Origin of the sequence: Streptococcus suis (assembly GCA_024583055.1) — a bacterium.
Classification (GTDB): domain Bacteria; phylum Bacillota; class Bacilli; order Lactobacillales; family Streptococcaceae; genus Streptococcus; species Streptococcus suis_V.
On the sequence record CP102145.1, the window covers coordinates 2,024,923 to 2,044,026 of the forward strand.

The following is a 19,104-nucleotide window of genomic DNA, read 5'->3' on the forward strand; positions in this document are numbered from 1 at the left end:
ATTTTATTCTGGGGACAGCTTTATAACTGAGTAGCTGACTTGATGATGCCTAATCCAACTCATTTTTCATATCCAGGTGTTGGGCCAGGATACTCCAGCTTGGGTTTTCTTGCCAGTTGGCTTCAGCGGTAATTTGGCTAGCCAGGCGCCTAGCTTCTTCTAGGATAGGATAGTCATCAATGATATTGGCAACCTGAAATTCTGGCAGACCGGATTGGCGGGTACCAAAGATCTCACCAGATCCCCGCATTTTCAGGTCTGCTTCGGATAGGACAAATCCGTCCGTAGTTTCTGTCATCAGTTTCATCCGTTCCTTGCCGGACTCGGTTTTGGGATTGGCGACCAGGATGGCGTAGGATTGCTTGTCTCCCCGACCCACCCGGCCCCTCAGCTGGTGGAGCTGGCTGAGACCAAAACGATCCGCATCCATGATAACCATAATGCTGGCATTGGGAACATTGACACCAACCTCGATAACCGTTGTTGAGACCAGGATATCTGTTTTTCTTTCCTTGAAAGCCTGCATGATACTATCCTTTTCCTCGGAGGACATCTTACCATGCAGGAGGTCAATTGTGGCCTTCGAGCCGAAATAGTCCCTCAATTCCTCCGTTAAGGCAACCGCATTTTTCAAGTCCAGGGCTTCGGATTCCTCAATCAAGGGAGAAACGAAGTAGACCTGGCTTTCTTTTTTTAGCTCCTTTGTCATCCAATCCAGTACAACTGGTAGCTGCTGGTGTTTGACCCAGCGCGTGATAATGGGTTTTCGTCCGGCTGGAAGTTGGTTGATGATGGAGACGTCCATATTGCCAAAGGCTGTGATGGCTAATGTCCTTGGAATCGGTGTAGCCGTCATCATGAGAACATCTGGATTGCTCCCTTTTTGACGGAGAAGTTTTCGTTGCTTGACCCCAAACCGGTGTTGTTCGTCTGTGATGACCAAGCCTAATTTATGATAAGTGACTGCATCCTGAATCAAAGCATGGGTCCCGACGATCAAGTCGACCTGATTTTCCTCGATAGCCTTGAGCGCGGCCCGTCTAGGGGCAGCCTTCATTTTACCGGTTAACAGGGCTATGGATAAGTTGGGAAAGAGCCCTTGTAGGCTTTGATAATGTTGCTCGGCTAGAATTTCCGTTGGAACCATGAGGGCAGATTGAAAGCCAGCTGTGTGAGTGGCGTAGATGGCCAAGCCTGCCACAACCGTTTTTCCGGAACCGACATCACCTTGCAGCAGCCGATTCATGTGGCGACTGGATTTCATATCTTCTAAGATATCCTCCAGGACCTGATTCTGAGCCTGGGTCAGAGAGAATGGGAGGGCCTGGATGGCTTGCTGGACAGCTGGTTGGTTAAATGGAATGGCTAGTCCCTTAGATTGGTCACGGTTTTGCGTCTTGAGTTGCTGGAGCTGTAGCTGGAAATAGAAGAGTTCTTCAAATTTAATACGGCGCAGGGCTTGTCTATACTGGTCTAAGTCTTCTGGGAAATGCATGGCCCGTACAGCGTCGACCCGTCCCATGAGCTTGTAGCGTTCCAGTATAGGGCTGGGGAGATTCTCAGTCAGGAGGTCTAAATAGCCTAGGTCCACGGCGGACTTGACCAGTTTAACCAGCTGGGTCTGACTAATTCCTTGAGCGACATGATAGACAGGCTGCAAATCATCTGCTTGCTGGGACAAGATTTTCATTCCCGTCAGGCTAGCCTTGGCTTTATCCCATTTACCCCAAATGACTATATCTTGTCCTACTTCCACCTTGTCGGCCAGATAGGGTTGATTGAAAAAAGAAACGGCTACCACCACCTGGTCCTGCTTAATAGAAAAACGAAGGCGGTTGCGTTTGAAGCCATAATATTGCACATTGGCTGGAGTGACGACCTGCCCCATAATCACAGCCTTTTCGCCGTCCATAAGCTCTAAGATGGATTTTGTCTCGTAATCTTCGTAGCGGAAGGGATAGTAGCACAGGACATCTTCCACGCTATAGAGGTCTAGTTTTGTAAATTTCTCTGCTGACTTGGGTCCGATTCCAGGCAAGACAGACAGTGGATCCTTCAATTGTTTCATGCTTGTATTATAGCAAAAGTTTGACCAATTTCCCAAAACAAAAACACCCAGTGTCGAACTAGGTGTTTGCCATGGCTTGTTTAAGCCGTTTTCTGTAAATCAGGCTACTAGGTATGAGGACGAGAATGCTGCCAATCCAGGCTGCAGGATTAGCGGCCGCAACGCCATTGAAGCCGAAATAGTGGAGGCCAACAATGGCCACGAGAGCCCGCATGATCAATTCTCCGAAACCAGCCAGCATAGGTACGGCACCATTTCCCAGCCCCTGGATGAAGCTCCTAAGGATAAAGAGGCTGGCCACAATCCAATAACAGGAGGCATTGATGATGTAGTAGGCCAGTGCCAAGTCAAGAACTGTCTCGCTGGCGTCTGCGATGAAGAGACCTGAGAAGAACCGATTTCCCCAGATAAGAACAAGGGCGAACAAGATAGACCAGGCCAAATTGATATAGAGGGTCTTTTTGACCCCTTCCAAAATGCGGTCATATAGTTTAGCACCATAGTTTTGGGCCGTAAAGGTTGAGATAGCCAGTCCCAGATTCACCATGGGCAACATGGCCAATTGGTCCGTCCGTAGGGCAATAGATTGGGCAGCGATGGCATCGGTTCCCAACTGATTCATCATGACCTGGAAGGTCAAGGAGCCAATGGCAATAACGCTGGCCTGTAATCCCATTGGAAAGCCAATATTGGCATGTTTGATTAACTCCTCTTTTTCAAGCTTCAAATCGCCTGGTTTTAAGTGGTAATGGGGAATTTTTCTCTTGATGTAAATGATGAGGAATATAACGGAGAAGGCCTGGGCCAAGACTGTTGCAAAGCCAGCTCCGAAGACGCCCCATTTCATGGTTAAAATAAAGAAAAAGTCAAGGCCGATATTGATGATGCAGGCGATGATGAGGGCGATAAGCGGAGTTCGCGAATCTCCCAGACTACGGATGGCACTGGACAAATAGTTATAAAAGATGGTAAAGGTCATTCCGCCATAGATAGCTAGAAGGAAGTCGTGGGCGTGCTCGATGATATCAGCAGGTGTCTGCATGAGTTCCAGGGTTGGGCGGAGAAAGAGAAGGGAGACCGTCGTCAGTACCAAACTAACGATGGCAGCATAGAAAAGTCCGTGAACAAAGCTTTTCTTGAGGCCAATCAAGTCCCCTGCACCAAAGCGTTGGGCACTAATAATGGTGAGGCCATTAGTTAAGCCTTGGGCAAAGCCTAGAATCAAAAATGTCAGCCCAACAGTGGCTCCTACACTTGCAAAGGCCGTGGTCCCAAGGGTATGGCCAACAATCATGCTGTCAGCAAAATTGTAGGTTAACTGGAAAAAGGAGCCGATCAAGAGAGGGATAGCAAATTGTAAAATAACAGTTAAGGGTTTCCCCTTGGTCAAATCGTTCATATAATCTCCTTAAAATATGAATGATAAATCAGTCAAAACTTGTCACCTTATCCTGTGAACTCTTCAAAATGATCGACCGTGTTGTGGTCCGTTACAGCCATAACGACCTCGTCTTCATTGAAAACATAGTCAGGCGATAACTGGATATTGAGTTCCTTGGTGGTTTTGAGGCGGTAGCCGATAATGTTCATCTTGTAGTTCTGACGCAGTTGCAACTCTGCCAAAGTCTTGCCCAGCCATTTTTTAGGCGGGTGAAACTCAACAATGGACACGTTACCATCCAGCTGGACTAGGTCCGTCGTATTGCGGTGGAGGAGGTGCTTGGCCAGGGAAACGCCTGTTTCTCTTTCTGGTGAAATAATCTTATCAGCACCAATTTTTAAGAGGACCTCTTTAGCGGTCTTGCTCTTCACCTTTGCGATGACCTTTGGAACACCCAGCGCCTTACAGTGGAGGACGGCTAGGACGCTAGACTCCAGATTGTCACCTGTTGCGACGACGACGGTATCACAGCTGTCAATACCTGCGGCCCGCAAGAGGGATTTATCAGTGATATCTCCGACAATACCGCGGGACAGGATGGGCTCCAATTGGTTGATTTGATTTTCATGATTATCGACGGCGATAATATTGCAGTTGTAGGGATGTAGGGTCTTAGCGATAGTGGTGCCAAAAACTCCTAGACCTAAAATACCGATAGTAAATGATGACATGGGTTCTCCTTTAAACAATCATGGTTGATTTTGCATATTGTAAATGATCCTTCTTGTCAGGTCTGTGACTAGATAGACTGACTAGAATGGAGATAGGGCCGATTCTGCCAAAGAACATCAGGAACATGATGATAACTTTTCCAGCCAAACTGAGGAAGGGGGTTAAATTAGCTGTCACACCGACCGTTGCCAGGGCTGACATGACCTCAAACATGAGGAAAATCAAAGGTTGCTTAGCATCTGTCATACTGAGTCCAGCCAAGCCTAAGATAAAGACAGACATAAAGACGATGAAGGTTGCAAATGCCTTGCGGATGGTCAGATGGTCAATGGTATGGTGGTTGAAATTAGTATGGGGAAGCCCCAGAATTTCACTGCGTGCATAGAGTAAAAGCGTCAGGAAGGCTGTGATTTTAATACCTCCTGCCGTACCACCAGGGGCTCCTCCCAGCATCATTTGGAAGATATAGAGGAGGAGGGTGATAGGTTCGGCCTTGGTATAATCAATACTGGCAAAGCCTGCTGTCCGCATGGTCACCGTTTGGAAAAAACTGGTCAATAGTTTGTTGCCCAGCGACATGGAGCCAATAGTGGCAGGATTATTGTATTCTGTGATAAAGGTTAAGACTGTCCCCGCTGCAAGAATGAGTACAGTCAGAGCCAGCACTACCTTGGTATGGAAATGGAGTTTTCTGTGGTGGAATTTCTTGCCTATTTGAGAACGTAAGTCAAACCAGACGGAAAATCCCAATCCTCCCATGATAATCAGAGCAGCCAAGGTTAGATTGATGAGGGGATTTTCAGCGTACTGGACGATGCTGCTGGCCCCTAAATTATCAAAACCAGCATTACAGAAGGCAGAGACAGCCACAAAGACAGAAGAAAATAGACCGTCCTTCCAGCCGTATTCTGGAACAAATTGAAAGGCCAGGAAGAAGGCGCCCAGGGCCTCACTGGCAAAGGTAAAGGCAAAGACAGATTTGATAAAGCTGGAAAAATGCTTGGTGTCCGTTCGCGACAGGGCCTCCTGTAAGGTAGAAGCATTGACAAAACTCAATTTCCGTCCTCCTCGAAGGGAGAAGAGACCGATAAAACTAATTAAGCTCAATCCGCCGATTTGAATCAGGACCATACAAATCAATTGTCCAAACATGTTGTAGGTTTCAGCCACAGGCTTGGTAAATAACCCCGTCACGCAGACCATGGATACCGTAGTAAACAAATGGTCCAGGTAGCTAGCAGTAGAGCTAGCCTTTTGAGCAATTGGTAAACTGAGCAAAAATGAGCCAACCAGAATTACAGCTAGGAAACTGGCGATAATCCGTTGACTAGGTGAAAATTTCATTTTCAAAGCCCCATTCTATTCTATAAAATATGAAGCCATTTTAGCATAATTTTTCCAAAAAGTAAGGAAAGAAGTGGCGAGAAAGCAGAAGAACCAGCATTTTGGAAGAAATAATTCATTAAATTTTCAGAATATTTAATAAAATCCTTTACAAGTCGATGAAAATGGGTATAATAGGGAGTATAGAAAAAATTAGGAGGTTTAGGTATGAAGAAAAGTTTCATTCAGCAGCAAGAGGAGATTTCTTTCGTCAAGAATACATTTACCCAGTATTTGAAAGACAAGCTAGAAATCGTTGAAGTGCAGGGACCGATTTTGAGTCGTGTCGGGGATGGTATGCAGGATAATTTGTCTGGCGTGGAAAATGCCGTTACCGTTAATGTCAAATTGATTCCAGATGCGACCTACGAGGTAGTGCATTCCCTTGCAAAATGGAAGCGTCATACCTTGGCTCGTTTCGGTTTCAATGAAGGCGAGGGACTCTTTGTCCACATGAAGGCTCTCCGCCCGGATGAAGAGGATTTGGATGCCATCCACTCGGTCTATGTAGACCAGTGGGATTGGGAAAAGGTCATTCCAGCTGGTCGGAGAAATCTGGCCTATCTGAAGGAAACAGTTGAGCAGATTTACAAGGCCATCCGCCTGACGGAGTTGGCAGTTGAGGCGCGTTACGATATTGAGTCTGTCCTGCCCAAGAAAATTACCTTTATCCACACAGAAGATTTGGTCAAGAATTTTCCTGATTTGACACCTAAGGAACGTGAGAATGTTGTTGCCAAAGAATACGGTGCTGTTTTCCTCATCGGTATCGGTGGTGAATTGGCCGATGGCAAGCCACATGATGGTCGCGCACCTGACTACGATGACTGGACGACACCGTCAGAAGGTTCTTACAAGGGTCTCAACGGAGATATTTTGGTCTGGAATGAAGCTCTAGGTTCTGCCTTTGAATTGTCCTCAATGGGCATTCGGGTGGACCAAGATGCTCTCAAACGCCAAGTAGCTATTACCGGCGATGAGGCTCGTTTGGCCTATGATTGGCATCGTGCTCTCTTGGACGGCCAGTTTCCGCTATCTATCGGTGGTGGTATTGGACAATCGCGTCTGGCCATGTTCCTCCTTCGTAAAAAACATATCGGTGAGGTTCAATCTAGCGTCTGGCCACAAGAAGTGCGTGACAATTTCGAGAATATTTTGTAAAAAAAGAAGAGATTGATTTTCAATCTCTTTTCTTTCTTGTTTATCAAACAGACTGAAAACATTTACAATGCGATTATCTGTGATTTTTCAGTCAATCTATGATATACTTTTTTAGTTACATTAAATGATTTAGAGGATATTATGACAAAACTTAGAGAAGACATCCGTAACGTAGCCATTATTGCCCACGTTGACCACGGAAAAACAACCCTCGTTGATGAGCTCTTGAAGCAATCACAAACTCTTGATGAGCGTACGCAATTGGATGAGCGTGCCATGGACTCAAACGACATCGAAAAAGAGCGTGGTATCACCATCCTTGCCAAAAATACAGCTGTAGCTTACAATGGAACTCGTATCAACATCATGGATACGCCAGGACACGCGGACTTCGGTGGTGAGGTTGAGCGGATCATGAAAATGGTTGACGGTGTTGTCCTTGTCGTGGATGCTTACGAAGGTACTATGCCGCAGACTCGTTTCGTATTGAAAAAGGCCCTTGAGCAAAACTTGACACCAATCGTCGTTGTCAACAAGATTGACAAACCATCTGCTCGTCCAGAAGAAGTAGTGGACGAAGTGCTTGAGCTCTTCATCGAGCTTGGTGCGGATGATGACCAGTTGGAATTCCCAGTTGTTTACGCATCTGCTATCAACGGAACATCTTCTCTGTCAGACAATCCAGCTGACCAAGAAGAAACAATGGCACCAATATTCGATACCATCATCGAGCACATTCCAGCTCCAGTTGATAACTCAGACGAGCCACTTCAGTTCCAGGTTTCGCTCTTGGATTATAACGACTTCGTTGGTCGTATCGGTATCGGCCGTGTCTTCCGTGGTACGGTAAAAGTTGGTGACCAAGTTACCCTTTCTAAACTAGATGGTACGACCAAAAACTTCCGCGTTACAAAACTCTTTGGTTTCTTCGGCCTTGAGCGTAAAGAAATCCAAGAAGCTAAAGCGGGTGACTTGATTGCCGTTTCTGGTATGGAAGACATCTTCGTTGGTGAGACGGTAACTCCTACTGATGCGGTTGAGGCCTTGCCAGTATTGCGCATTGACGAGCCAACCCTTCAAATGACTTTCTTGGTGAACAACTCACCATTTGCGGGTCGTGAAGGGAAATGGGTAACTTCACGTAAGATTGAAGAGCGTCTCTTGGCTGAATTGCAGACAGACGTATCTCTTCGTGTAGATCCAACCAATTCACCAGATAAATGGACTGTTTCAGGTCGTGGTGAATTGCACTTGTCTATCTTGATTGAAACCATGCGTCGGGAAGGCTATGAGCTTCAAGTATCACGTCCAGAAGTTATCATCAAAGAAATCGACGGCGTGAAAATGGAGCCATTTGAGCGCGTGCAAATCGATACTCCTGAAGAATACCAAGGTTCTGTTATCCAATCCCTTTCTGAGCGTAAGGGTGATATGTTGGATATGGTTTCAACAGGTAATGGCCAAACTCGTCTTGTTTTCCTTGTACCTGCGCGTGGTTTGATTGGTTATTCAACAGAATTCCTTTCTATGACTCGTGGTTACGGTATTATGAACCATACTTTCGACCAATACCTGCCTGTTGTTCAAGGTGAGATCGGTGGTCGTCACCGTGGCGCCCTTGTCTCTATCGACCAAGGTAAGGCAACGACTTACTCTATCATGCGTATCGAAGAACGTGGTACCATCTTTGTCAATCCAGGTACGGAAGTATACGAGGGAATGATTATCGGTGAAAACTCTCGTGAAAATGACTTGACAGTTAACATCACGACCGCTAAACAGATGACAAACGTTCGTTCAGCTACCAAAGACCAAACGTCTGTAATTAAGACACCACGTATCTTGACCCTTGAAGAATCTCTTGAATTCTTGAATGACGATGAGTACATGGAAGTAACACCAGAATCTATCCGTTTGCGTAAGCAAGTTCTCAATAAGGCAGAACGTGATAAGGCTGCCAAGAAGAAAAAATTAGCAACTGAAGAATAGAAATCTCAAAGGGGATGGTCATGTTTTATCTGATACTAGCAATATTATTGGTGCTCTTTTATATCTTTTTAGCCCCCAATAATGTACGAGGGACTATCAACCTCATGGTAGCAGTTGTTGCCGTTGTAGCCCTCTTCATCTTTTTAATGCTAGCCTTCCTAAAAATCTTGCAGGTATCTTCAGATATTTGGGTAGGATTTATCGTCATCTTCATCGGCCTATGGGCCATGAGAGACATCTATTATTTAGATAAACCGAGTCGAAAAACAGTGAGAAAATAAGAAGAAGCAGGATTGGAAAGAGTCCTGCTTTTTTGTTATATTAAAAGCCCGACTTACTGTCGAGCTAAGATATTATTCTTTATCAATTTTCTTTTCTAATTTTTCCAATTGTTTGGCTGCGAAGTCACGACCACCGAGACCGAAGGCCAGGGCAAAGGCAACAGCCAAGGCTCCCAGAACAATCGTGAAGGTCGATTGAACGATATTCTGTGCGAATTTCAATTGGTCAAGAGCCATGAAGGCTGCAAAGACAATGAGGCCATAGCGGACAAGGCCAGCTAGGAAGGCATTGTTGGTCACCTTGCTCAAGAAACCAGATAGAATGTTGCCACCAATGACTGCCAAAACAAGAATGGCAATGGCACTAATCAGGGACGGAAGGTAGGCAAGAATGGATGTACCAACAGCGTTAAAGACTTGCAGGTTAAGAACTTGGATAGCTTGAACAAAGAAGAATACAATAATGATGCCACGAACCAATTGAGCCAGGATAGAGGAAAGTTGGAAGTTGGCATCTTCTTTGTTTGTCAAATACTTAGAGTAGGCATTGATACCAGCAGTTTCAAGAAGATTTTCCAAGAGGTTGCCCAAGAGCTTGGCAATGAAGCTACCAAGAGCGACTAGGACAAGGGCTACCAGGATATTTGGAAGGAAGCCAATGACCTGGTTGAGAATGGTGACGATTGGTTGAGAAATGCTGGTGATACCCAGAGTTTCCAAGGCCAAGGTCAAGATTGGAATGAAGATAAGAACGTAAACGACTGTTGCTAAGACAGTGATGAGTTGTTTAGTGTCAAATGGCAATTTTTCTTGGCCAGTAACCTTGGTGTACCATTTGTCAATTTCCAGACGCTCCAAGAAGGCTTTCAGAAGACCCTTAATGAAGTTACAGAAGAAGGTTCCTACAAAGAGAATCAATCCAGCTGCAATCAAATTAGGAATAAAGGCAAAGAATTTTTGGAACATGCTCGAAATCGGGTCAACAGTACTGCTGATATTCAAGCCCGAAAGGATAGAAGGCAGGAAGAAGAGAATGACCAAGAAATAAACCAGTTGACCGAGGTTTTTAATGATGGCCTGTCCATTATCTTCCGGCTTGAGGATACCCCATTTTTGCAATTTTTGAGCAAATTGAATCTTGTTCAAACCAGCCAGGGTTAATTTACGCAGGAGACCTGCAAGGACAAAGGCAATGATCAAGAGAACGATCATGCGGACAACTCCTGGCAAGGCCGAAACCAAGGGCAGGAAGAGTGTATCGAAAATATTAGACATATAGATACTCCTTAAAAATATATTTCTATTTTAGTCTAACATTTTTATAGGTAGGGTGCAAAGAAAACGCTTTACAGTCTGCTTTTTGTGGGATAAAAGGTAGTATAGGAGGCGTTAGCTTGTTGCTATGGCTTGAAAAAGCCGGGCTTTCAAGGTAAAATAAAGTGTTAGAAAGTTGAGAGATAGGAATTGTAAGATGAAACAAATTGATAGTGTCAAAAATAAAAAGGTCCTGGTTCTGGGACTGGCTAAGTCAGGCGAGTCGGCAGCTCGCTTGCTCCACCAGCTCGGTGCCATTGTTACAGTCAATGACGGCAAGCCGTTTGAGGATAATCCCACAGCTCAATCTCTCCTGGAAGAGGGGATTCGTGTCATCTGTGGCAGCCACCCCCTAGAATTATTGGATGAAGAATTTGCCCTCATGGTGAAAAATCCAGGTATTCATTATCAAAATCCTATGGTAGAGAAGGCCTTGAAAAAAGGGATTCCAGTTTGGACAGAGGTGGAGCTGGCCTATTTGATTTCAGAAGCGCCGATAGTGGGTATCACAGGTTCAAATGGCAAGACTACGACTACGACCATGATTGCGGAAGTTCTCAATGCTGGCGATACATCTGCTAAACTGTGTGGGAATATCGGTTATCCAGCCTCATCAGTGGCTCAAACAGCGACAGAAGAGGACACCTTGGTCATGGAATTGTCTTCCTTCCAGCTTATGGGGACGGAGTCCTTCCGACCACACATTGCTGTGATTACCAACTTGATTGCCAGCCATATTGATTACCATGGGACCTTTGATGCCTATGTTGCTGCAAAATGGATGATTCAGCGTCAGATGACGGCTGACGATTTTATTGTGCTGAATTTTAATCAGCAGGAAGCCAAGGATTTGGCTGCTCAGACTTTAGCGACAGTGGTGCCTTTTTCTACGCTAGAGGTGGTAGATGGGGCTTATTTGGCAGAAGGCAAGCTGTATTTCAAGGGTGAATATATCATGGATGCTGATCAGATTGGTGTTCCCGGCTCGCACAATGTTGAAAATGCCCTGGCGACGATTGCGGTTGCCAAGTTACTGGGTGTGGCGAATCAGTCTATCCAGGAAAGTTTGGCTGCCTTTGGTGGTGTCAAACATCGCTTGCAATTTGTAGGAACGATCAACGATATTTCCTTCTACAATGACAGTAAATCTACTAATATATTAGCTACCCAAAAAGCTCTATCAGGTTTTGACAATAGCAAGGTCATTTTGATTGCCGGTGGTTTGGATCGTGGCAATGAATTTGATGACTTGGTGCCAGATTTAGTTGGATTGAAACAGATAGTGATTCTCGGTCAATCTGCTGAGAGAGTCCAGCGGGCTGCAGACAAAGCGGGAGTGGATACCATTTCAGCGACAGATATTGCTGATGCCACTCGCAAGGCCTTTGAATTGGCTCAAGCAGGAGACGTCGTTCTCCTTAGTCCTGCCAATGCAAGCTGGGATATGTATGCCAATTTTGAAGTTCGAGGGGATGTTTTCCTCGACACCTTTGAGGAGTTGAAAAACAAATGAAAAAAATCGTATTTACGGGTGGGGGAACAGTCGGTCATGTGACTCTCAACCTCCTCCTAATCCCGCGTTTTTTGGAAGAAGGCTGGGAAGTTCACTATATTGGAGATGAAAAAGGGATTGAGCATGAACAGATTAGCCAGTCTGGTCTGGACGTGACCTTCCATTCCATTGCCACAGGTAAACTGCGCCGTTACTTTAGCTGGCAGAATATGCTGGACGTCTTTAAGGTTGCCTGGGGGATTATCCAATCCTTAGTGATTATTGGCAAAATCCGTCCTCAAGCCCTCTTTTCAAAAGGTGGTTTTGTATCCGTTCCGCCTGTCATTGCTGCCAAGGCTCTCGGAGTGCCAGTTTACATTCACGAATCAGATCTGTCTATGGGACTGGCCAATCGCATTGCCTATAAATTCGCTACAACCATGTATAGCACTTTTGAGCAACCACTGTCACTGACAAAGGTTAAACATGTGGGGGCAGTGACCAAGGTAGGTCAGACCAAGAAGAAAGTCACCCCTATTCAACTGCCGGAAATTCTGAAACAGTTTGATAAAGAGCTGCCAACTTTACTTTTTGTTGGTGGTTCGGGCGGTGCCAAGGTTTTTAATGACCTGATTAGTCAGCATAAATCGGCCTTGACCGAGCGATTTAACATTATCAATCTGACTGGAGATAGCAGTCTCAACAGTCTGGAACAGCACCTCTATCGTGTGGACTATGTGACGGAGCTCTATCAGCCCTTGATGGATTTGGCGGATGTGGTAGTGACCCGTGGTGGCTCCAATACCCTCTTTGAGTTGATTGCCATGAAAAAGCTGCATCTGATTGTCCCGCTTGGATTAAAGGCCAGTCGAGGAGACCAGATTGAGAATGCCAATTATGCGGTCAATAAGGGCTATTCACGAAAATTGGATGAAGAATTTTTGACGCTGGAGTCACTTTTTGATGAAGTGGGTTATTTGTTGACCAATAAAGACCAATTTGTCACACAAATGGAAAACTCCAATGAAATCCAGTCGGTAGATAGTTTCTATGCTATTTTGATGTCAGATATTGAGGGTGGAGGTGCCAATGGGCCACAAAGATGAACAACTGATTTCTGATGAAAACGAAAAACTTGTAGAGGTCCAAGAGATGGAGGAAACTGAAGACCAGGAGGTAGAATCTGAGTCCTTTTCAGAAGAGCAAAGTGATATAGAGCGAGCTGATGAACATTCGCATGTAGAAGGCGATGAGGAAAGTTCTTTTGAGGATGGAGAGACCGATGCTGAACCTATAGCATTGGAAGACTTGGATCCAGATGAAGCCAGCGAATTTTTCAGGAACTGGAAGGAAAAGTTCAAAGAGCACCAACAAATCCAGGAAGAGGAAATCAAGCAGGCAGAAGACCAGACAGAGACTGAGGTAACACCTGTTTCAAAAAGGTCTTTCTTTCCATTTGGACGAAAAAAAGCAGGAGAAAAGAGTAAGAAAACAGAAGCTAGAATTCCTAAGGATGCCCTCCTTAAATCTATTCCGCTTTATTTAGCTGGGCTCCTCATCATTCTCTCTTCTGCCTATCTGATTAGCCCTTTTGGTAAATTGAAAGATATTCAGGTAAAAGGAAATGAGCATATTTCGGAAGAATTGGTAAAAGAGTACAGTAATATCCATGAAAAGGACTATGTCCTATCTGTCCTTCTCAACCGAAAATCCTACACCAAGAATATCGTCAACAGAAGTAATCTAATCAAGGACGTATCTGTTCAATTCCAGCTGCCTAATCGCTTTTTGCTAGAATTAGAAGAATATAAAGAGCTTGGTTTTATCACAGAGAATAATCAATTTTACTCCATCTTATCTAGTGGCGAGGTTTCAGAGGTTCCTACTGAGGAAGAAAATATGCCTCTGAATGCAACAATGGTTCACACAACTGACAGGGAATTGTTGAAAAAAATGGCTTTACAGCTAGCTGAAATTGATGAGAATATTCGCGCCAATATCCTGACTATCGATTTGACACCTACTAAAGCAACCAAGGATTTGTTGACCTTGACCATGGCTGATGGCAACGTCGTCCTGGTGCCAGTTTCAGAGCTAGATATCAAGCTTCCCTACTATCCAAAAATTGCTCGCCAGCTCATTTTGCCGAGTATGATAGATATGGAAGTTGGAGTTTACAGTTATGCTTTATAAAGCAAGGAAATGAGAAAAAATCTTTTAGAAATAAGCATGAAAAATAGCCATTTTAGAATGTTATATGGTATAATTAAGGATGAATAATTCTATTTATCTAAAAAATGGATGCTTTTTTAAAATGAGATGAAAGTAAGAGAGGACTGACAGAATGGCTAGAAACGGCTTTTTCACGGGATTAGATATTGGTACAAGCTCCGTTAAAGTCTTGGTTGCGGAATATATTGATAATGAAATGAACGTTATTGGAGTAAGTAACGTTAAGAGTGCTGGGGTCAAGGACGGGATTATCGTTAACATTGATGTTGCAGCCGCAGCAATTAAAAAGGCCTTAGAACAGGCTGAAGAAAAATCTGGGATTCGCATCGATAAGGTAAACGTCGGTTTGCCAGCAAACCTTTTGCAAATCGAGCCTACTCAAGGGATGATTCCAGTCACAACAGATTCCCAAGAAATTACAGACTTGGACGTTGAAAATGTTGTTAAATCAGCCTTGACCAAGAGCATCACACCAGAGAGAGAAGTGATTTCCTTTATTCCAGAGGAATTTGTGGTGGATGGCTTCCAGGGAATCAAAGATCCCCGTGGAATGATGGGAATCCGTCTAGAGATGCGGGGTATGCTCTACACAGGTCCAAGAACTATTTTGCACAATCTACGTAAAACCGTTGAGAGAGCTGGAATCCAAGTTGAACATGTTGTGATTTCTCCTCTGGCCCTAACAAGGTCCGTTCTCAATGAAGGGGAACGTGAATTTGGTGCTACGGTGATTGACCTCGGTGGTGGTCAGACAACTGTTGCAGTTATGCGTGGCCAAGAGCTCCAATACACGAATATCTACCAAGAAGGTGGCGACTACATCACCAAGGATATCTCTAAAGTCCTTACTACATCTCAAAGTATTGCTGAAAATCTTAAATACAACTACGGTATCGCTTATCCAGCAGATGCAACTGAAAAAGAAACATTCACTGTTGAAGTGATTGGAGAAAGCAAGCCTGTTGAAGTAACAGAATTGTACTTGTCAGAAGTGATTGCTGCTCGTCTTCGCCAGATTTTCAATAAAATCAAACAAGATTTGGAAAGAACACGAGCATTGGAATTACCAGGCGGGATCGTTCTTGTCGGTGGTGGAGCAATTCTTCCAGGTGTTGAAGAATTAGCAGAAGAAGTTTTTGGTGTAACGACAAAAATCTTCGTACCAAATCAAATTGGTATCCGTAATCCATCCTTCGCACATGTGATTAGCCTAGTTGAGTATGTCGGTCACCTGAGTGAAGTGGAAAAAATTGCACAATATGCTGTAAACGGTGAGGCTCAGCTACGTATCAAACCAGTTGATATTCAACCAACAAGTCGAGTTCAAGTTCAACAGCCTGTAAGAGATTTTGAAGATGAAATCGCTGATGAACCGGTATATGATACGACCGTAAAACCATACGGACAAGAAGAATATGGTCAAAACGAGGAACCAAAAGTTAAGTTGACCGATCGTATCCGTGGTCTCTTTGGAAGTATGTTTGAATAATGAATGAAGGAAAAGGTAAATAATCTATGACAATTTCATTTGAAACGGCAAATACTGGTGCTGTAATTAAAGTTATTGGTGTCGGCGGTGGCGGCGGAAATGCTATCAACCGCATGATTGAAGAAGGTGTAGCTGGCGTAGAATTTATTGCGGCTAACACAGATGTTCAAGCTTTGAGCAGTTCAAAAGCTGAAACAGTCATCCAATTGGGACCTAAGTTAACTCGTGGTCTTGGTGCTGGAGGTCAACCTGAAGTTGGTCGTAAGGCTGCTGAGGAAAGCGAAGAAACTCTGAAAGAAGTTCTTTCAGGTGCAGATATGGTCTTTATTACAGCTGGTATGGGTGGAGGCTCTGGTACAGGTGCTGCACCAGTTATCGCCCGTATCGCCAAAGAGTTGGGTGCCCTTACTGTAGCAGTTGTAACTCGCCCATTTGGTTTCGAAGGAAACAAGCGTGGTAACTTTGCTATCGAAGGTATTGATGGTCTGCGTGAGCAAGTAGATACTCTCTTGATTATTTCAAACAACAACCTCCTTGAGATTGTTGATAAGAAAACTCCGCTTTTGGAAGCCTTGAGTGAAGCAGACAATGTCCTTCGTCAAGGTGTTCAAGGGATCACAGACCTCATCACTAACCCAGGTTTGATCAACTTGGACTTTGCGGATGTGAAGACTGTGATGGAAAATAAAGGCAATGCCCTTATGGGTATCGGTATCGGTACTGGTGAGGACCGTGTCATTGAGGCGGCTCGCAAGGCGATTTATTCACCATTATTGGAAACAACTATCGATGGTGCTGACGATGTCATTGTTAATGTGACCGGTGGTTACGATATGACCTTGACAGAAGCAGAAGAAGCTTCAGAAATCGTTCATCAGGCAGCCGGTCAAGGTGTAAACATTTGGTTGGGTACATCAATCGATGAATCGATGAAAGATGAAATCCGCGTAACCGTTGTTGCGACAGGTGTTCGTCAGGATGGACCTTCTGCTAAAACATCGCCATCAGGTACAACCAAACATCACCGTCCTGAGGTCGTTTCTGCAGCCCGTTCTGCGGCTCGCTTTGACTACACCTCAACACCGGCACCAACTCCTTCTTCTGTTCAACAAGCAGAAGTTCCAAAAGCTTCAGCATTTGGTGAATGGGATTTACGTCGCGAGAATTTGTTGAAATCTTCTGAGCTTGAAGCACGTCCTAGTATTTCGGTTGAGAAATTTACAGTTGAAGAAGATGAAGATGAGTTAGACACTCCACCATTCTTCAGAAATCGCTAGTATGACCATAAAAGAAAACGTTGCAAGGGTGGGCCAAGCAGTTGAACAAGCCTGTTTGGAAGCTGGTCGCCCATTAGAATCGGTAAAGGTAATAGCTGTCACAAAGTATGTTGACAGCTCTATTACTAGAGAATTGATTGAAGCTGGTGTGACAGATATTGGGGAAAATCGGGTGGACAAGTTTCTCGATAAGTACCATGCCCTGCAAGACCAGGCAGTAAGCTGGCATCTGATTGGAACCCTGCAAAGAAGAAAAGTCAAGGATGTTATCAATTTTGTTGATTACTTCCATGCCTTAGACTCTCTTAAGTTAGCAGAGGAAATTCAAAAACGGGCAAAGAAACCAATCAATTGCTTTTTACAGGTCAATGTTTCTAAAGAAGAATCAAAACATGGTTTTTACGAGGAAGAGATTGAACCGGCATTGGTTGAATTGGCTAGGTTAGATAAGGTAAGATTGGTGGGTCTCATGACCATGGCACCTATCAATGCTGATAAAGAACAGCTCAGTCAAATTTTTCATCAAACAAACGCAATCAGAGAAAGATTAGCAAATTTGAATCTCCCTAATATGCCTTTTACGGAATTAAGTATGGGAATGAGTGGAGATTTCAAGGAAGCAATTGAGGCGGGCTCGACTTTTGTTCGCATTGGGACAGCATTTTTTAGTAAGGGAGAGTAAAAGTGGCATTCAGAGATACATTTAAAAATTTTTTCACCTACTTTGAAGTGGATGATAGTGCTGAATTAGAAGATTCAACCGGCCATCAAATGCCCAATGAACAGCCCAAATTGCAAGTTGCTAAGAAAGAAGTTACAAGAGAGCAGGCTTTACCATTGGAAAAAAGAAGAGGAACTGGGAGTCATTCTTCGGAATCCGTTGCCAATATTCAACGGTTGAATGAACGGCAGCAAGAATTGCTCGCGATCAATGGTCCTGAGAGAGAGAAGAAGACAACCATCGACATTAAGTTTCCTAAGCGATACGAAGATGCACCTGAGATTGTGAATCTATTGTTAGAAAATGCAAGTATTTTAATTGATTTCCAATTTATGACAGAGCAGCAAGCTAGGAGATGTTTGGATTATCTGGATGGGGCTCGGTCAGTCTTGGCCGGAAATCTTAAAAAGGTTTCCAATTCTATGTGGCTATTGACCCCGGTTAATGTTCGGGTAAATATTGATGAGTTGAGAAATGTGAACTCTGGCCAACATTTGGACGGGCAGTTCGATTTCGATATGAAGCGGTAAGACATCATGTGGTTACTAGTACAAATCCTGCTAAAGGCTATTGATGTCTATGCAAGCATTTTATTGATTTATGCTCTCATGACTTGGTTTCCAGCTCTTGTCCAATCTAGGATTGGTCAACTAATCAGATGGCTTGTTGAGCCCATTTTGATACCGTTCAGAAGATTGAACCTACAATTTGGTGGATTCGATTTCACTATCTTGGTGGCCTATCTGTCTCTTCAAATCTTATCGAGAATTCTAATAGGATTGGTAATTTTATGAAGGATAGGCAAGTCATCCTGCAACACTATCAAAAGTCGGAGCAAGATTTTGTTGAGCGGATTTATGAAATGTGTCAATTTGTAGATAGGACTTCCATCGACAGGTTGACAGATTTTCTTAATCCAAGACAGGTCATGATTACTGAAGCAATTGCCGGGAAGTTTAATCTCTTTGCTCATTCGAGTGGGCATCATCTTCCGACGGAATATAGCAGGCTCATTATTTCAACAAGCGATCAATTGCCAGAGTTTGCTGACTATGAAATTTCGATTTTAGAAGTTGATTTTAACAGAAAGTTTCATCAGCTTAGTCATTCGCAGATTTTAGGAACACTCTTAAATCGTTTGGGTATTCAGCGGAAATTTCTGGGAGATATTTTTATCAATGATCAGGAAATTCTCCTGTTTATTGATGAAAAATTTAGTACCATTCTCTTAATGGATGTTGAAAGGATTGCAAAGGTTCCTGTAAAATGGAAGATGCGGACAACTGAATCAGTGAGCTTGGAGCACCATATCCAGGTTGACAAGAGGGTCATTCTGGCCTCCAGTTTGCGATTGGATAAATTAGTAGCTGCTGCTTTTCAACTATCTCGTTCAGCAGTTGTGAAGCTAATTGAGTCAAACAAGGTCAAGGTTGACTATGCTGAAATTAGTCAGGTTTCAAAAACTCTTGAAATAGGTCAATTGGTTAGTGTGCGTGGCTTCGGAAGATTCCGATTGGTAGACCTGCTCGGAACATCCAAGCAGGGGAAATTTAAAATAGAAATAGAAGTGACAAAAGTATAGGG

17 protein-coding genes are annotated in these 19,104 nt (G+C 44.0%); 12 read left to right on the top strand and 5 right to left on the bottom strand.

Annotated features, from left to right (window positions below; translation table 11 throughout):
• Window positions 1-49: 49 nt before the first annotated feature.
• The 4 genes from recG to NQZ91_10170 are packed head-to-tail and all read right to left on the bottom strand — an operon-like array spanning window position 50 to window position 5,525.
• On the bottom strand, window positions 50-2,068 hold the full coding sequence (recG, locus tag NQZ91_10155) for an ATP-dependent DNA helicase RecG (protein UUM57676.1): 2,019 nt from the start codon (window positions 2,066-2,068) through the stop codon (window positions 50-52).
• A gap of 58 nt (window positions 2,069-2,126) precedes the next feature.
• The gene (locus NQZ91_10160) at window positions 2,127-3,467 is read right to left on the bottom strand and encodes an MATE family efflux transporter (GenBank protein ID UUM57677.1); all 1,341 of its coding nucleotides are present in this window, start codon (window positions 3,465-3,467) and stop codon (window positions 2,127-2,129) included.
• Between the two features lie 47 nt (window positions 3,468-3,514).
• Window positions 3,515-4,180 (bottom strand): TrkA family potassium uptake protein, encoded by a 666-nt coding sequence (locus NQZ91_10165; protein ID UUM57678.1) that lies wholly within the window; start codon window positions 4,178-4,180, stop codon window positions 3,515-3,517.
• A gap of 10 nt (window positions 4,181-4,190) precedes the next feature.
• Window positions 4,191-5,525: a TrkH family potassium uptake protein gene (locus NQZ91_10170; protein UUM58862.1), complete on the bottom strand. Its 1,335-nt coding sequence runs from the start codon at window positions 5,523-5,525 to the stop codon at window positions 4,191-4,193.
• A 207-nt stretch (window positions 5,526-5,732) separates the two neighbouring features.
• Here NQZ91_10170 and asnA point away from each other — a divergent pair, with 207 nt between their 5' ends.
• The 3 genes from asnA to NQZ91_10185 all read left to right on the top strand — a co-directional run bounded on the left by asnA (window position 5,733) and on the right by NQZ91_10185 (window position 8,995).
• Window positions 5,733-6,725, top strand: coding sequence for an aspartate--ammonia ligase (gene asnA / locus NQZ91_10175; GenBank protein ID UUM57679.1), 993 nt, complete (start codon window positions 5,733-5,735; stop codon window positions 6,723-6,725).
• Between the two features lie 141 nt (window positions 6,726-6,866).
• Window positions 6,867-8,714, top strand: a complete 1,848-nt coding sequence (gene typA, locus NQZ91_10180; GenBank protein ID UUM57680.1) for a translational GTPase TypA — start codon at window positions 6,867-6,869, stop codon at window positions 8,712-8,714.
• 20 nt (window positions 8,715-8,734) lie between these two features.
• On the top strand, window positions 8,735-8,995 hold the full coding sequence (locus NQZ91_10185; protein UUM57681.1) for a DUF3165 family protein: 261 nt from the start codon (window positions 8,735-8,737) through the stop codon (window positions 8,993-8,995).
• A gap of 72 nt (window positions 8,996-9,067) precedes the next feature.
• On the opposite strand, the gene NQZ91_10190 is transcribed toward NQZ91_10185, so the two are convergent.
• Window positions 9,068-10,270, bottom strand: a complete 1,203-nt coding sequence (locus NQZ91_10190; protein UUM57682.1) for a mechanosensitive ion channel — start codon at window positions 10,268-10,270, stop codon at window positions 9,068-9,070.
• 196 nt (window positions 10,271-10,466) lie between these two features.
• Here NQZ91_10190 and murD point away from each other — a divergent pair, with 196 nt between their 5' ends.
• The 9 genes from murD to NQZ91_10235 all read left to right on the top strand — a co-directional run bounded on the left by murD (window position 10,467) and on the right by NQZ91_10235 (window position 19,102).
• On the top strand, window positions 10,467-11,822 hold the full coding sequence (murD, locus tag NQZ91_10195; protein ID UUM57683.1) for a UDP-N-acetylmuramoyl-L-alanine--D-glutamate ligase: 1,356 nt from the start codon (window positions 10,467-10,469) through the stop codon (window positions 11,820-11,822).
• The gene (locus tag NQZ91_10200) at window positions 11,819-12,907 is read left to right on the top strand and encodes a UDP-N-acetylglucosamine--N-acetylmuramyl-(pentapeptide) pyrophosphoryl-undecaprenol N-acetylglucosamine transferase (GenBank protein UUM57684.1); all 1,089 of its coding nucleotides are present in this window, start codon (window positions 11,819-11,821) and stop codon (window positions 12,905-12,907) included. Before murD ends, NQZ91_10200 begins: the two co-directional genes overlap by 4 nt.
• Complete coding sequence (locus NQZ91_10205) at window positions 12,891-13,994, top strand: FtsQ-type POTRA domain-containing protein (protein UUM57685.1); 1,104 nt, start codon at window positions 12,891-12,893, stop codon at window positions 13,992-13,994. The genes NQZ91_10200 and NQZ91_10205 overlap by 17 nt, the downstream gene beginning before the upstream one ends.
• 151 nt (window positions 13,995-14,145) lie before the next feature.
• Window positions 14,146-15,522 carry a cell division protein FtsA gene (gene ftsA, locus NQZ91_10210; protein ID UUM57686.1) on the top strand — a complete coding sequence of 459 codons (1,377 nt, stop codon included), beginning with the start codon at window positions 14,146-14,148 and terminating at the stop codon, window positions 15,520-15,522.
• Between the two features lie 26 nt (window positions 15,523-15,548).
• On the top strand, window positions 15,549-16,799 hold the full coding sequence (gene ftsZ, locus NQZ91_10215; GenBank protein UUM57687.1) for a cell division protein FtsZ: 1,251 nt from the start codon (window positions 15,549-15,551) through the stop codon (window positions 16,797-16,799).
• Window position 16,800: 1 nt separating this feature from the next.
• Complete coding sequence (locus NQZ91_10220) at window positions 16,801-17,481, top strand: YggS family pyridoxal phosphate-dependent enzyme (GenBank protein ID UUM57688.1); 681 nt, start codon at window positions 16,801-16,803, stop codon at window positions 17,479-17,481.
• Window positions 17,482-17,483: 2 nt separating this feature from the next.
• Window positions 17,484-18,050, top strand: a complete 567-nt coding sequence (locus tag NQZ91_10225) for a cell division protein SepF (protein ID UUM57689.1) — start codon at window positions 17,484-17,486, stop codon at window positions 18,048-18,050.
• A 6-nt stretch (window positions 18,051-18,056) separates the two neighbouring features.
• On the top strand, window positions 18,057-18,314 hold the full coding sequence (locus tag NQZ91_10230) for a YggT family protein (protein ID UUM57690.1): 258 nt from the start codon (window positions 18,057-18,059) through the stop codon (window positions 18,312-18,314).
• Window positions 18,311-19,102 (top strand): YlmH/Sll1252 family protein, encoded by a 792-nt coding sequence (locus tag NQZ91_10235; GenBank protein ID UUM57691.1) that lies wholly within the window; start codon window positions 18,311-18,313, stop codon window positions 19,100-19,102. The genes NQZ91_10230 and NQZ91_10235 overlap by 4 nt, the downstream gene beginning before the upstream one ends.
• Window positions 19,103-19,104: the final 2 nt, after the last annotated feature.